Source organism: Chryseobacterium sp. 2987 (genome assembly GCF_031456375.1).
GTDB lineage: Bacteria > Bacteroidota > Bacteroidia > Flavobacteriales > Weeksellaceae > Chryseobacterium > Chryseobacterium vaccae.
Map to the genome: position 1 here is coordinate 604,071 of NZ_JAVDUN010000003.1, position 13,984 is coordinate 618,054.

The 13,984-nt window shown below is 37.3% G+C and carries 15 protein-coding genes; 6 read left to right on the plus strand and 9 right to left on the minus strand.

The features are described 5' to 3' along the window. Positions 1-97 precede the first annotated feature (97 nt). The 5 genes from J2Y40_RS12385 to J2Y40_RS12405 all read left to right on the plus strand — a co-directional run bounded on the left by J2Y40_RS12385 (position 98) and on the right by J2Y40_RS12405 (position 3,970). Positions 98-793, plus strand: coding sequence for a YjjG family noncanonical pyrimidine nucleotidase (locus J2Y40_RS12385; RefSeq protein WP_309999214.1), 696 nt, complete (start codon positions 98-100; stop codon positions 791-793). A gap of 422 nt (positions 794-1,215) precedes the next feature. Next, entirely contained in the window at positions 1,216-1,665 is a 450-nt protein-coding gene (locus J2Y40_RS12390) for a PepSY-like domain-containing protein (protein ID WP_153396284.1), read from the plus strand. Positions 1,666-1,677: 12 nt separating this feature from the next. Continuing rightward, positions 1,678-1,911, plus strand: coding sequence for a hypothetical protein (locus tag J2Y40_RS12395; RefSeq protein ID WP_153396282.1), 234 nt, complete (start codon positions 1,678-1,680; stop codon positions 1,909-1,911). 104 nt (positions 1,912-2,015) lie between these two features. Continuing rightward, positions 2,016-2,687, plus strand: a complete 672-nt coding sequence (locus tag J2Y40_RS12400; RefSeq protein ID WP_153396280.1) for a response regulator transcription factor — start codon at positions 2,016-2,018, stop codon at positions 2,685-2,687. After that, complete coding sequence (locus tag J2Y40_RS12405) at positions 2,687-3,970, plus strand: HAMP domain-containing sensor histidine kinase (RefSeq protein ID WP_309999217.1); 1,284 nt, start codon at positions 2,687-2,689, stop codon at positions 3,968-3,970. Before J2Y40_RS12400 ends, J2Y40_RS12405 begins: the two co-directional genes overlap by 1 nt. 75 nt (positions 3,971-4,045) lie before the next feature. Here the strand turns inward: J2Y40_RS12405 and trpS are convergent, their stop codons facing one another. Then, positions 4,046-5,014: a tryptophan--tRNA ligase gene (gene trpS, locus J2Y40_RS12410; RefSeq protein ID WP_309999220.1), complete on the minus strand. Its 969-nt coding sequence runs from the start codon at positions 5,012-5,014 to the stop codon at positions 4,046-4,048. A 139-nt stretch (positions 5,015-5,153) separates the two neighbouring features. Here trpS and J2Y40_RS12415 point away from each other — a divergent pair, with 139 nt between their 5' ends. Then, positions 5,154-6,515: a hypothetical protein gene (locus J2Y40_RS12415; RefSeq protein ID WP_153396274.1), complete on the plus strand. Its 1,362-nt coding sequence runs from the start codon at positions 5,154-5,156 to the stop codon at positions 6,513-6,515. Here J2Y40_RS12415 and J2Y40_RS12420 read toward each other — a convergent pair. The 8 genes from J2Y40_RS12420 to ileS form a co-directional block, all read right to left on the minus strand. Continuing rightward, the gene (locus J2Y40_RS12420; RefSeq protein WP_153396272.1) at positions 6,512-7,036 is read right to left on the minus strand and encodes a hypothetical protein; all 525 of its coding nucleotides are present in this window, start codon (positions 7,034-7,036) and stop codon (positions 6,512-6,514) included. The genes J2Y40_RS12415 and J2Y40_RS12420 overlap by 4 nt on opposite strands. Before the next feature lie 6 nt (positions 7,037-7,042). After that, positions 7,043-8,212 (minus strand): hypothetical protein, encoded by a 1,170-nt coding sequence (locus J2Y40_RS12425; protein ID WP_153396270.1) that lies wholly within the window; start codon positions 8,210-8,212, stop codon positions 7,043-7,045. Positions 8,213-8,243: 31 nt separating this feature from the next. After that, positions 8,244-8,888, minus strand: coding sequence for a vancomycin high temperature exclusion protein (locus J2Y40_RS12430; protein WP_153396268.1), 645 nt, complete (start codon positions 8,886-8,888; stop codon positions 8,244-8,246). Positions 8,889-8,900: 12 nt separating this feature from the next. Further along, on the minus strand, positions 8,901-9,539 hold the full coding sequence (locus J2Y40_RS12435) for a lipoprotein signal peptidase (RefSeq protein WP_153396266.1): 639 nt from the start codon (positions 9,537-9,539) through the stop codon (positions 8,901-8,903). Next, positions 9,539-9,730 carry a DUF2683 family protein gene (locus J2Y40_RS12440; RefSeq protein WP_153396264.1) on the minus strand — a complete coding sequence of 64 codons (192 nt, stop codon included), beginning with the start codon at positions 9,728-9,730 and terminating at the stop codon, positions 9,539-9,541. The genes J2Y40_RS12435 and J2Y40_RS12440 overlap by 1 nt, the downstream gene beginning before the upstream one ends. A 16-nt stretch (positions 9,731-9,746) precedes the next feature. After that, the gene (locus J2Y40_RS12445; protein WP_153396263.1) at positions 9,747-9,992 is read right to left on the minus strand and encodes a DUF6576 domain-containing protein; all 246 of its coding nucleotides are present in this window, start codon (positions 9,990-9,992) and stop codon (positions 9,747-9,749) included. 79 nt (positions 9,993-10,071) lie between these two features. Further along, positions 10,072-10,452, minus strand: coding sequence for a TraR/DksA C4-type zinc finger protein (locus tag J2Y40_RS12450; protein WP_002983772.1), 381 nt, complete (start codon positions 10,450-10,452; stop codon positions 10,072-10,074). Between the two features lie 59 nt (positions 10,453-10,511). Further along, positions 10,512-13,901: an isoleucine--tRNA ligase gene (ileS, locus tag J2Y40_RS12455; RefSeq protein ID WP_309999226.1), complete on the minus strand. Its 3,390-nt coding sequence runs from the start codon at positions 13,899-13,901 to the stop codon at positions 10,512-10,514. Positions 13,902-13,984: the final 83 nt, after the last annotated feature.

Sequence of the window (13,984 nt, forward strand, 5' to 3'; positions counted from 1 at the left end):
ATTTTTTGCTCAACTTTTCCAAAAGCATTGAAATTGTGAAAAGCAAGGGCAAAAGTTATCCTATTTTGAAAAATTAAAATGATTAACTTTGTGCTGTATGAAAATGCAGCACGTTTTTTTTGATCTCGACAATACGCTTTGGGATCACCGCAGAAATGCCTATCTGACTATTAAGGATCTTTTTGAAGCTCAGGATATCACTTCGAGATATAATATTGACTTTGAAGAGTTTCATTCCGTCTACCATGACATCAACGAAGATCTCTGGGAAAAGATCAGAGACGGAATTATTGGTAAAGAATACCTGAGAGAACATCGTTTTTATGATACTTTTCAGCATTTTGGAGTAGATAATAAAGAACTTTCCCTTTATTTTGAAGAAAATTTCCTCGATAATATCGTGGGTTATAATGAATTGGTAGAAGGAGCAGAAGATGTTCTGGAATATTTAAAGGCGAAAAATTATACCCTTCACATTATTTCCAATGGTTTTCAGGAAGTAACGGAAAGAAAATGTACGCTATCCGGAATTGCCCCTTATTTCAAAACCATTACCAGTGCAGATGCCATAGGGATAAGAAAGCCTGATCCTAAAATTTTCGAATATTCCTTGGCACTTTCTGAAGCGAAAAAAGAAGAAAGTATTCTGATTGGTGATGGCTGGATTGCAGATGCTATGGGAGCAACAGATTTCGGAATGGATGCCATCTTTTTCAATGTTTATAAGGAAGATAAACAGAGGGATGGGCTGAAAGCTATTACCCACCTTCAACAGATTAAAGAATATCTGTAATAACTCTTAACATAAAAGCATCTTCTGATTTGGGAATATTTTATCTCTCAAATCAGAAGATGTTTACGCTAAAAATAAAAGGTATAGGTTTCAAAAACTTATAATGTTTTACAGCAAAATAATAATACGCAGAAAGTAAAATATCTGCGTTATCTGCTCGATCTGCGGGCGAAAATTTCCCTCATAAATCAGCAGATTTTTTAATTGGTTAATATATCTGCTTCATCGATTCGACAGAGTTGATGTCCTTTTTTACTTTCTGAAATCAACGGTGTCAATCACCGACTTTGCGTTGAGAAAATGTATTGATCATAACCAATATCTACATTCTTATTTTTTTCATTCATTTTCTTCCTTTCCTAATTCTTTCCCAAATTGATTCTGAACTTTGCTCCAGAATAACAACAGAAAAATATAGCATTATGAAAAATTTTAGAAAAATTACCGGAGCATTTATGTTAATCTTTATGATGGCAAGTGGTTTTATATTCGCACAGGACAGAGCCATCAATGCCAATCAGCTTCCCAAAACCGCAAAGAACTTTCTTGCTGCTAACTTTAAAGGAATTGCTGTAGGTTCAGTCATTGAAGACAGAGCGATCTATGGTGTTGATGAATATAAAGTATATCTGGCTAATGGAACGAAAGTAGAATTTGACAGCAGCGGAAACTGGAAAGAAGTAGACGGAAAACATCAGAAACTACCATATGGATTTATCCCCGCTTCCATCAGAAATTATGCTTCCAAGAACTTTCCGAATACGTATATCGTGAAAATTGAGAAGGAAAGATGGTCTTACAAAGCAGAACTTTCCAACGGTCTGGATCTGGAATTCGACAGCAAAGGAAACTTCAAAAAAATTGATGACTAATACAACGTATTGATGAACACTTTAAATCCTGATATTATGGTAAACTGGAATATAATCAACGGAAACGGAGGAAATACTTCATCCGGAAGAGTAAGAAAAATAATAGTGTCTTTTTTAACAAAACACTATCCATGCAGCATTGTAGATTCTATTGAGAAAAAATTCAATGCTTACAAAATAAGTCTGATGAATGGCCTTTGCCTCACTTTTGATGCAGACGGACGACATATAAAAACCAATTTTTAAATAAAAGATCAATTATAGCCTCCAGATCGGGAGGTTATAATTTTATATATTTGATAGTGTTTAACGGAACCATTCCTGCTGACTGCAGATAAACTACAATTGGTATGAAGATATTAATCATAGAGGACGAACCACAACTGCGGGAAACTGTACAGAGTTTTCTGGAAGCTGAACAGTTTATTGTGGAATATGCTGAAGACTACAGCTCGGGGCTTGAAAAGATCATTTCTTATGAATATGACTGTATCCTTCTGGATATTATGCTCCCGGACGGAAACGGTATTGAACTGTTGAGGGAGATCAAAAAAATGCATAAAAAAGATCCTGTGATCATTTTATCGGCTAAAGACTCTGTAGATGATAAAGTGGCCGGGCTGGAAATAGGGGCAGATGATTATCTGGCGAAACCATTCCATCTTGCAGAATTGATGGCGAGAATCCGTTCTGTAATCCGCAGAAAGAATCAGGACGGGGAAAATACAATCATATACAAGAATATTTCTGTTGATCCGGAAAACAGGATTGTGAAAGTAGGCAGTGAAGAGTTGGTTCTGAACAGGAAAGAATATGATCTGTTATACTATTTTGTGATTCAGCCGGAAAAAACGCTTCAGAAAACTACCTTGGCAGAAGCGATATGGGGAGATTATATTGATCAGGCTGACAGTCTGGATTTTATTTATTCCCAGATTAAAAATCTCCGCAAAAAATTAAAAGCACTTCATGCAGAAGCCGATTTTCAGGCTGTTTACGGAATAGGATATAAATTTGTCTGATGAAAGTTTCATTAAAATATTACACGATAAAATATCTGATCGTCATCCTTCTGCTGATTATTGCAGTATGGGCAGGACTTTTCTATGCCTATATTCTGGATGAGGTCTATGATAATGTGGATGATGGACTGAAAGACCGCAAAATACAGATTATTAAGGCTGTTTATCATGATCCTAAACTATTGGATAGCAAAGATTTCGGATTTAATGAATTCAAAATCAAACCTATTTCAGAATCGGAATATAAAGAGAAGAACAGGCTGTATAATAAAATGTTTTATATGGAGTATGATGATAAGGATCAGCCTTACAGGGTTCTTGAAACGGATTTTATCGATCAGTTCGGAAAACGTCAACGCCTGGAAATACGAACATCCACTGTGGAACAGGATGAATTGGTGTATGATCTCACAACAGCTTTAATTGTACTGTATATTTTGCTTGTCATCAGTATTGTGGTGGTCAATGGATATCTTTTGAATAAAGCAATGCGGCCTTTTTATGCAATCCTGGATAAGCTTAAAAAGTATCAGTTCGGGATCTCTTCTGTTCAGGAATCTCAGGATTATTCAATTACGGAGTTTGAGGAGCTGAATGTAGAAATCAATGAGATGATAGAGCGGAATGAACTGGTTTTTCATCAGCAGAAGCAGTTTATTGAAAATGCATCGCATGAACTTCAGACCCCTTTGGCCATTGTGATCAATAAGATTGATCTGGCGGTTCAGAATGAAAATCTTGACAAAAACAGTCTTCATCTTCTTACCGAAGTAAAAGGCGATCTACGGAGGCTGACAGGGCTGAACAAGTCTCTTCTGATGCTTTCTAAAATTGAAAACAGCCAGTTTAATCAAACCTCAAAACTGGATTTTAATGAAAAGATTTCTGAGCTGATAAAAAATTACGAAGACTTTATTGAGTTTAAAAAAATTAAAGTAAGCACAGAGGAAAAAGGATATTTTATCGCGGACTTCAATCCTGATCTTGCGGATATTCTGCTTTCCAACCTGCTTAAAAATGCTGTGAAATATACTTATCAGGAAGGAGCTGTAGATATTGTCATTGAAGATAACAGGATAATCTTCCGGAATACCGGAGCTTCTGAGCCTCTGGATTCTTCAAGAATTTTCACCCGTTTTTATAAGCAGGGATCAGATCATAGCTCTACCGGACTGGGATTGTCGATTATTAAGACTATCATCAAACAATATCCGGGCTGGGAGATGATTTATAAGTTTGAAGAAGGAATGCACAGCTTCATTCTTACAAAAAATAAAACCTGAAAAGAGCCATACAATAAAAAAACAGGCTGTATCAAAACTGATGCAGCCTGTTTCTTATATTTTTAAAATTCAGAATTAAAATCCTAAACTTGTTCTTACTCTTTTAAGGGTTTCCAGAGCAACAGGTCTGGTTTTCTCAGCACCCTGCTGCAGTTTTGTTTCCAGCTCATCAAGATTGTTCATATAATAAGCGAACGTTTCTCTTTCTTTGGCAAAACTAACCAGGATAAGATCCAGCAATTCTTTTTTAGCATGTCCGTATCCAAAGTTTCCGGCAAGATATTTTGCTCTCAGCTCTTCGGTTTGTTCAGGAGTAGCAATCAGCTGATAGATGGCAAAAACTTTGTCGGTTTCAGGATCTTTAGGCTCTTCCAGAGCCTTGGAATCCGTTTCAATGCTCATGACCTGTTTTTTCAGTTCTTTTTCAGGAAGGAAAATATTGATAATGTTTCCTCTGGATTTTGACATTTTCTGGCCGTCTGTTCCGGGAACATATTTTGTGTCTTCCTGAAGTTCAGACTGAGGAAGAACAAGAATTTCTCCCATCTGATTGTTAAACCTTGAAGCTACGTCTCTTGCAAACTCCAGATGCTGAAGCTGGTCTTTTCCTACAGGAACGATCTCCGCATCATATAATAAAATATCAGCAGCCATAAGGATTGGATATGTAAACAACCCTGCATTTACATCCTGAAGACGGTCTGCTTTATCTTTGAATGAATGAGCTAATGTTAATCTTTGATAAGGAAAAAAACATGATAAATGCCAAGATAGTTCACAGGTTTCAGGGATATCACTCTGTCTGTAGAAAAATGTTTTTTCGGTATCTAGTCCACAAGCAAGCCAAGCCGCAGCAATCTCGTAGGTATTTTGTCTTAACGTCTGCGCATCTTTAATCTGGGTAAGTGTATGAAGATTCGCAATAAATAAAAATGATTCATTTCCTTCCTGTTTGGAAAGTTCAATTGCAGGAATGATGGCCCCAAGAAGATTTCCAAGATGGGGAGTTCCGGTGGCTTGAATGCCGGTAAGAATTCTTGACATTTGTTTAAATTATTTGATTAAAAAATAAAAAACAAAAATACTAAAGATTGCAGTGGCTGGCAAATTCTTTTTAAGACGGATGTTTTAGAAACCTCTGTAACCAATTTTTAGATTATATTTGTAAAAACACCATTGTAATATGGAAAATAACCATTTTTTGTCGTTGAAGCTTTTCAAAGCCGTTAAAAGCCTTTGGGTTTTATTTCTAATCTGCCTGGTTACAGATTTTGTGACCCGATATTTTGATCCTGAGCAGCCCAATACTTTCTCTAAAATACTGGATAATCTGTCATATGCGCTCAATGCATTATTTTTTCTGTGGTATTTTATCGTGAATAAACGATGGAAGTCTGTTCTCATTATCCTTCCGTTTCTGTTGATGTTCTGTTTCTTTATGAAAGACATTCGTGATATAGTGGATTATTATGTTTCGTTTGAAGAACGTATCAATTCTGTTACCCTGAGAAAATGGACCTACCTTATTCTGCAGCTTATCGCGGTATGGGTTATTGCCAAAAGGTATCAGGCTGAAGAAAAACCAGAAGGTAAAAATATCATTGGAAAACTTTTTCTGTTGAATTTAGCTTTATTTTCTTTATATCATTCAGATTTAGGATTTATAGAAAATCTGATTGGTTCTGCTTCTTATGATTCAAAATCAACGGAATTTATCGTCACATTGATTTACTATTTCCTTAGCAGCATCAAAAGTACAGCTTATTTAGGAGCGTTTTTATTTTTGACGGGATGTATCATGAAAGGTGAAAATATTTATACGTTTTCAAAAAATGCTTTGGAATACGCCGGGCGATATTTCTGGACAACTTCTTTCATTATGATCACCAGTGTGATATTTGTCTTTTTTGCCCTTCTTGAAAGTGCATTCAAGCTTGAATTGGATTTCTTTGGAAAAAATATGAATATGTTCGGATGGATCAGTACGATAGTTCTGATTATATTCTTTGTGATCAGCTCCAGGTTTACAGGACAGTTTTTAAAAGAAAGAAGTATTCTGAAAAATAAATATTACGGTGCTGCCGGCGCTTCGGTCTGGATTCCTGTCGTTAATATTATTTCACTTTTAATGATCCGGTTTGATGATAAAATTAAATTCCTGGCTCCTGCCAATACCAACAAAGCAAAGAAAATACACCTTGCTGTTATAACATTGCTTCTGCTTTTTCAGTTCAGAAAAGGAATTATGGCCGGAAAGACGGACGATATTCTGTCGTGCGTTATCTATATTGCTGCTTTTGTTACTGTAGCCTACATCAAAAGATTCACCTGGATTTTCCCTTTGGTTTTAGGACTGATTGTAACCGCTATAAAAGTATATCCTTTCTACAGCGGAATTTACGCACAGGAATTTATCTTTAAAGATTACGTCATGGATTTCCTGAAAAACACAGCTTCCATTGCCCTGATTCTGACGGTTATTGTCTTTTACGGAATATATTATATTGCCTACCAGACACTGAATGATAAAAAAATAAAAGCTTAATTCTTCCTTAAAATAATCGCGGCTTTATTGAACATGCTTTCTCCGTCACTGCCTTTGGATTTTATCTTATAATCGAAGGTATATTTACCGTCTTTTTCAATAGGGATACGGGTGATTTCCTGTTCAAACTGCCAGGATGCTTTCACTAATTTTCCTTCTCTGATTTCAGTACTGTCTGTGGTGGATTCCTGTTTGTCTTCTTCTTCGTCTTCCTGTACCGAGTAATCGGAATTGATTCTCTTTGCTGAACCTGAAAACATCGGCAGAGTAGCATTACTTACCGTATTTCCATCGAGGCTGAGATTGTAAATCAGGTTGAATGAAGGAGTAATACCATTGGTAATAAAAGAGGCATCCAGCTTTCCCCAGACCACAAGAACATCGCCTTTTTTCAGATCAAGATGGTCTTCTGTACTGACGAGCTGAGGATCTACAGGGGTTTCATCGGATATTTTCTCTCCAACAGGATTGCAGGAGAATAGGATCAGAGAACATAATAACAGGGCAGATATTGGCTTCATGGTGAATTAGATTTTTAAATGTTTACTGAAGTAATCATTCATAAGAGCAACAATATCATTGCCGTCCTTATTGGTCATGCTGATCAGGTAAAACTGTCCTTTACCAGTCTTTATCGAACTGATGATAAAATACCCCGGAGGGTTGCTGTATGAATAGCTGTCAGTATCTTCTGCACTTACAAGAATACTGTTGCTGCTGATCCTTTTAACAAATTTAAGCTTATCATCATATCTGTATTTCCCCTGAAAATAGCCGTCTGTAAAGCGGTTTTCAAACGGGATCTCCTCAAAAGTTCCTGAAAAATTGGAATCCGCAAGCAGTTTTGTCTGGTCTATCCCTTTCTGGCTGTGGTTATTATCACGATAGAGATATAGGTCGAAATTAGTCTTCTTGATATCAGTACTATCATTGTCTTTCATGAAATATTTTAATTCTTTCTGAAGCGAAGTGTAATAACGGTCGTAACTTTTCAGTTCAATTTCCGAAAGTCCGGGTTTTATCCTTTCCCAGGTCAGATTTTCAGGAGAGGTCTCTTTATCAAAGGCAAGCAGGTTTCTCGCTTTCTTATAAGCTGAAAACAATGAAGCGTATTGAAGCTTTTCGTCATTATACTTTGGTGTTTCTGCAGTGTAAAGGTAATATCTTTTTGCTGAAGGATCATATTGTCTGTAGTACAGCTTTTTATCACCGAAAGAATCGATAAAAATCAGGGTGTTTTTATCTTCCAGCAGGATTTTTTCTGCCGGATTGAATTTTTTAATATCTGAAACAGGATAAATATTGGGGTTATCTGAGTTCCCGATCATAAGAACTTCCCCGGAATCATCATCAGAAAAATTATTCTTAATACTGATTCCTAAAGGCAGCAATGATTCATCCTCCACCTGTGTAGGGTGTTCCGGATCAGAAAGATGGATGTTGGGGCTTGAAAAAGAATATTCCTTAAGATAATTGCCTAGCGGAAGCATTAAGTCTACCGATGACGCGGAATCTACATCAAAGGTAAGTTTCTTCAGATATACCGGTTTTTTATCTTCTGCCTTCCGTATAGAATCAATGGAAGATTGAGAGATTCCCATAAGCATATCGGTATATCCCGTGTCTTTATCTTTCCCACCGCAGGAAAGGAGAAACAGGAAAGAAGTTATAAAAAGTCCAAAATAAGATTTTTTCATAGCATGGTTATAGATCTTAAAAGTACTAAAATCATTTTATTTCAATCCTATCTCCACCAAATTTTGGTTCAACATTGAAAATAAGATCCCAATATACTTTGGCTTTGGCTAAATATTCCCGCAGATTGGTCTTTAAACCTGCATATTTATTCACATCGGGGGCATTATATCCGAAAGCCTCCATTCCGTTTTTTCTGGCCAGAAAAACAGCTCTTTCATTATGGAACTTCTGCGAAACGATAACCAATTTGGTCTGTCCGAAGATTTCTTTAGCCCTGATTACAGAATCTAATGTACGAAATCCTGCGTGGTCCAGATATATTCTGTTCTGAGGAACTCCATTCTGTACTAAAGCAAGCTGCATATCCTCCGGCTCATTATAGTCTTTGGTACTGTTGTCCCCGCTTACGATAATGTACTGGATTTTTCCGCTTTTATATAGATCTGCGGCTGCCTGAATACGGTTATAGAAATAAGCGTTCGGCATTCCGTTGCTGAGGTTTTTCCCGGTACCCAGAAGGAGAGCGGTTTTGGTTGGGGGAACATCTGCAATGCTATAGGATACAAATTTGCTGCTTTCCTGCCTGATGCTGTAGTTAGCCCAGGCTATAAAAATAATTCCTGCAACAAGAAGAAGCAGGAAAGTTTTAAAAATATTTTTGATTATTTTTTTCATCAGGAATTCCTTTTAAAATTCAAGACCGTTAGGGAAAGCCTTTTTTCTGAATATTAATAATAAGGCTGCTCCTATGGTAATCGCTGAATCGGCAACATTGAAAATGTATTTGAAAAATTCAATATGTTTTCCTCCGATTAAAGGAACACTTTCAGGAACGTTCCAGTCTACCAGCGGGAAGTGAAGCATATCTACCACACATCCTTTCATAAAGGCAGAATAACCGTTGCCAAAAGGAACGAACTTAGAAACTCCACCGTATCCGATCCATCGGTCGATGCTTGCGTCATAAACCGTTCCGCTGTCGAAGATCAGTCCATAGAACATACCATCGATAATATTTCCGATGGCTCCGGCAAAGATAATAGCCATTGGGATTAAAAGATAATTGGAAGCTCCTTCTTTCAGCCATTTTTTGAACATATACACCATTCCCCCAATCAGGAATAGTCTCAGGATAACCAGAAAGTATTTTCCGATAATCCCTCCGAAATGAAGCCCGTAAGCCATTCCCGGATTTTCTACGAAAGTAAGTTTAAAGCCTGGCAAAACAGAAATACTGTCATCCAGATTAAAATGGGTTTTGATGTAAATTTTTGAAGCCTGGTCAATTAATAACACTAGAAATGTTATCGCTAAGATCTTTTTCATTACAGTCCTTTAGGTTTTGACGGTTTTGAAGCTTTTACATTTTTATTATCGCTCGCTTTTTTGATTACTTTCTGTCCGTTAAACGAACTTTTAACATGTGCTTTTTCGAACTTAATGTTCATTTCTTTTAAAACACTTTTCAGTGCGCTAAGCTCCATAGAGTTTTTAGGATGTACTATGATAGATTCCATTTTCTTGTTTTATTTTTTACATTTTGGACAGCTCATCAAGTCTTTTTCTGTCTTTAGCAGAGAGGTCATTGATTCCGTTTTTGCCCATTTTGCTTAACAGTTTGTCGATTTCTTTTTCCCTTTCACGTTTGTCGGAATTAAATTGGTCATCAATCGTATAGTTGGTATGCTGAACCGGGAAAAATCTGTTCCTGATCCATTCCCTGTTGAAGAACAGCAGGGCAGCTGCAACGATAATAACTAAAATAATGACTTCGCTCATGGGTGTATATTAAAAATTAGGTTTATATAGTATCCGTGAATACGATATAAACCCAATATTATTTTACAAACCTTACGGCTTATTTCTGCATATTTTTCGCTTCAATGCTCAGCGTAGCATGAGGAACGGCCAGAAGTCTTTCCTTTGGAATTAATTTTCCTGTTACTCTGCAAACACCGTACGTTTTGTTTTCGATTCTGATTAACGCATTCTTAAGATCACGGACGAATTTTTCCTGTCTTCCTGCCAAAATAGAGTTCTGTTCTTTGCTCAACGTTTCAGCTCCTTCTTCAAAAGCTTTGAAAGTAGGGGAAGTATCATCAGTACCATTATTCTGGTCATTGATAAAACTTTCTCTGATCAGCTGAAGATCTTTTTCAGCTTTTTCTATTTTTTCTTTAATGATCGCTTTAAATTCCTGTAAATCAGCATCGCTGTATCTAACTCTTTCGTCTGACATATTCTTTTCTCTTTTTTAATAAAATTATGAAATGGAATTTGAAATACAATAACTACTTGTTAATTTTTTTCGACATTTATCTTAAAATTAACCTCATCTATTTCGATTTCGTTAAAATTTGAAAGTGAAGATACAATTTCTATTTTATTTGACAAGACCTCGGAGGAAATATATTCCTCATTTTTCTTAATATCTTCAATGAAAGGTGAATTTTCTTCAATGAAGATTTGGATTCGGTCTGTCAGCTCAAAATCTTTCTCTTTTCGCAGGTTTTGGATTCTATTGATGAATTCCCTCGCGATTCCTTCAGATTTTAACTCATCGGTTAACGTCAAATCTAATGCCACAGTGGTTTTTCCATCGGAAGTAACCGTCCATCCCGGGATATCTTTCGTTGAAATTTCCACATCATCAAGGGTGATTTCATATCCCTGGATATCAATTTTTCCTTCTTTTTCAAGGGTGGAAATCTGTTCCGCATTAAAGTTGGTGATCTCTCCGCCTACCGTTTTCATGTCTTTGCCCAGTTTAGGACCCAGTGCTTTGAAATTCGGTTTTATCTGCTTTACAATTAAATGAGATGCCTCTTCAGCATTAATTAATTGTAGTTCTTTTACGTTTACTTCCTGCTTAATCAGGTCTGCCACGGCTAAGATCTGCTCTTCTGTTTTCTTGTCCAGAACAGGAATCAGAACTCTCTGAAGCGGCTGTCTTACTTTAAGGCTTTCTGCACGTCTGATAGACAGTACCAGACTTGTGATGGTCTGAGCCAGATGAGTTTTTTCAACCAGATCCTCATCGATTAAACTTTCATCAGCGACAGGGAAATCCGTTAAGTGTACAGATTCACAGTTTTCTTTTCCTGTTACTTTATTTAAGTCCTGATACAGCTGATCCATAAAGAACGGAGCAATTGGAGCAGACAGTTTAGCCACTACCTCAAGGCAGGTATATAAAGTCTGGTAAGCAGAGATTTTGTCATCAGAATAATCTCCTTTCCAGAAACGTCTTCTGCACAATCTTACATACCAGTTACTTAAATTGTCATTAACGAAAGTATTGATGGCTCTCGCTACTCTTGTAGGTTCATAATCCTCGTAGAATGCTTTTACTTCTTTAATTAAAAGATTCAGCTCAGAAAGGATCCATCGGTCAATTTCCGGACGGTTTTCCACTTCTTTTTCTGAATAATTGAAGCCGTCAACATTTGCATAAAGCGAAAAGAACGAATAGGTGTTATAAAGTGTTCCGAAGAATTTTCTTCTCACCTCGTCAATTCCTTCAATATCAAACTTCAGGTTTTCCCACGGATTCGCATTCGAAATCATGTACCATCTCGTTGCATCCGGACCGTATACAGAAAGGGTTTCGAATGGATCTACCGCATTTCCTAAACGTTTTGACATCTTCTGTCCGTTCTTATCCAGAACAAGACCGTTACTCATTACGTTTTTATAAGCAACAGAGTCGAAAACAGCAGTTCCTATCGCATGAAGTGTATAGAACCATCCACGGGTCTGGTCAACTCCCTCTGCAATAAAGTCAGCAGGGAATGCCTTATTTCTGTCAATCATTTCTTTGTTTTCAAACGGGTAGTGAAGCTGTGCATACGGCATTGATCCTGAATCAAACCATACATCGATCAGGTCACTCTCACGATTCATTGCTTTTCCTGAATCTGAAACTAAAACTACTTTATCCACTACATTTTTGTGCAGATCAACTAAAGCATAATTCTGCTCAGACATATTTCCGATCACAAATCCCTGGAAAGGATTCTCCTTCATGAAGCCTGCTGCAATAGATTTTTCAATCTCATTGTAAAGCTCTTCAACAGATCCGATGATCTTTTCTTCTTTCAGGTCATCTGTTCTCCAGATTGGCAACGGAATACCCCAGTATCTTGAACGGGATAAGTTCCAGTCGTTTACATTCTCCAGCCAGTTGGCAAAACGTCCTTCACCGGTAGCTTTCGGTTTCCAGTTGATCTCTTTGTTCAGGTTAACCAGTCTGTCTTTTACAGCCGTCATTTTCACAAACCATGAATCTAACGGATAATACAATACCGGCTTGTCTGTTCTCCAGCAGTGTGGATATGAATGGACATATTTTTCTACTTTGAAAGCTTTGTTCTCCGTTTTCAGAAGGATCGCAAGTTCTACGTCCCATGATTTTTCAGGAGCAGTTCCTTCATCGTAATACTCATTCTTGATATATTTTCCTGAAAATACTTCAGGAACATTTTCTCCTTTGATGAATTTACCCTGAAGATCTACAAGAGGAACAAGATTATCATTTTCATCTTTCACCAACATTGGAGGAATTCCTGCTTCTTTTGCTACTCTGGCATCATCCGCACCAAAAGTAGGCGCGATGTGAACGATACCTGTACCGTCTTCCGTAGTAACGAAATCACCTAAGATCACTCTGAAAGCATTTTCAGGCGTGTCATTCGGTGTAAACCAAGGGATCAGCTGCTCATACTGTGTTCCGGCAAGTTTTTCTCCGGTGAATTCTTTAAGAATTCTGAACGGAATTACTTTGCTTTCTGAAGTATAATTGGCGAAATCTTCATCGGTTCCTTCCGTATATTTTTTACCGAAAACTTTTGGTAAAAGAACTCTTGATAAAACGATCGTTATCGGTTCAAAAGTATATTGGTTGAACGTTTTTACCAAAACATATTCAATATCTCTTCCTACGGCAAGGGCTGTATTGGAAGGAAGCGTCCATGGAGTCGTCGTCCATGCAAGAACATGCACATCGCCGTCTATATCACCGAATAGCTCAGAAGATTCTTTTTTAGCTTTGAACTGAGCCACTACCGTAGTATCAGAAACATCACGATACGTTCCCGGCTGGTTCAGCTCATGGGATGAAAGTCCTGTTCCCGCCTTTGGTGAATAGGGCTGAATGGTGTATCCTTTATACAATAATTCTTTGTCATACAACTGCTTCAACAGCCACCATACTGTTTCCATATATTTGGATTTGTAGGTGATATACGGATCCTCAAGATCTACCCAGTACCCGATTTTCTCGGTAAGGTCGTTCCAGACATCCGTATAGCGCATTACCGCTTCACGGCACGCCCTGTTATAGTCTTCAATAGAGATTTTTTTGCCAATATCTTCTTTGGTAATTCCTAATTCCTTTTCTACGCCCAGCTCCACAGGAAGTCCATGTGTATCCCAGCCCGCTTTACGGAAAACCTGTTTTCCGTTCTGCGTCTGGAAACGACAGAAAATATCCTTTAATGCTCTGGCCATTACGTGGTGAATTCCGGGCATACCGTTTGCTGAAGGCGGACCTTCATAAAAAACAAACTCGGGATTGCCCTCGCGAATCTCAACACTTTTACTAAACGTTTTATTCTGTTTCCAAAATTCCGCTACATTGTCGGCTACGTCAATAAGGTTGAGGTTTTTGTATTCTTTAAATTGGCTCATTGTAAATATCTCAATATCGTTGATTAATTAAGTCTGCAAATTTAGTGAATTTTGTCGGTTTATAAGATATGTTTTATTTAGGT

Excerpts from the sequence above, each read along its gene's own strand:
- J2Y40_RS12385 (WP_309999214.1), top strand. The coding sequence starts at position 98 with ATGAAAATGCAGCACGTTTTTTTTGATCTCGACAATACGCTTTGGGAT.
- J2Y40_RS12390 (WP_153396284.1), top strand. The coding sequence starts at position 1,216 with ATGAAAAATTTTAGAAAAATTACCGGAGCATTTATGTTAATCTTTATG.
- J2Y40_RS12395 (WP_153396282.1), top strand. The coding sequence starts at position 1,678 with ATGAACACTTTAAATCCTGATATTATGGTAAACTGGAATATAATCAAC.
- J2Y40_RS12400 (WP_153396280.1), top strand. The coding sequence starts at position 2,016 with ATGAAGATATTAATCATAGAGGACGAACCACAACTGCGGGAAACTGTA.
- J2Y40_RS12405 (WP_309999217.1), top strand. The coding sequence starts at position 2,687 with ATGAAAGTTTCATTAAAATATTACACGATAAAATATCTGATCGTCATC.
- trpS (WP_309999220.1), bottom strand. The coding sequence starts at position 5,014 with ATGTCAAGAATTCTTACCGGCATTCAAGCCACCGGAACTCCCCATCTT.
- J2Y40_RS12415 (WP_153396274.1), top strand. The coding sequence starts at position 5,154 with ATGGAAAATAACCATTTTTTGTCGTTGAAGCTTTTCAAAGCCGTTAAA.
- J2Y40_RS12420 (WP_153396272.1), bottom strand. The coding sequence starts at position 7,036 with ATGAAGCCAATATCTGCCCTGTTATTATGTTCTCTGATCCTATTCTCC.
- J2Y40_RS12425 (WP_153396270.1), bottom strand. The coding sequence starts at position 8,212 with ATGAAAAAATCTTATTTTGGACTTTTTATAACTTCTTTCCTGTTTCTC.
- J2Y40_RS12430 (WP_153396268.1), bottom strand. The coding sequence starts at position 8,888 with ATGAAAAAAATAATCAAAAATATTTTTAAAACTTTCCTGCTTCTTCTT.
- J2Y40_RS12435 (WP_153396266.1), bottom strand. The coding sequence starts at position 9,539 with ATGAAAAAGATCTTAGCGATAACATTTCTAGTGTTATTAATTGACCAG.
- J2Y40_RS12440 (WP_153396264.1), bottom strand. The coding sequence starts at position 9,730 with ATGGAATCTATCATAGTACATCCTAAAAACTCTATGGAGCTTAGCGCA.
- J2Y40_RS12445 (WP_153396263.1), bottom strand. The coding sequence starts at position 9,992 with ATGAGCGAAGTCATTATTTTAGTTATTATCGTTGCAGCTGCCCTGCTG.
- J2Y40_RS12450 (WP_002983772.1), bottom strand. The coding sequence starts at position 10,452 with ATGTCAGACGAAAGAGTTAGATACAGCGATGCTGATTTACAGGAATTT.
- ileS (WP_309999226.1), bottom strand. The coding sequence starts at position 13,901 with ATGAGCCAATTTAAAGAATACAAAAACCTCAACCTTATTGACGTAGCC.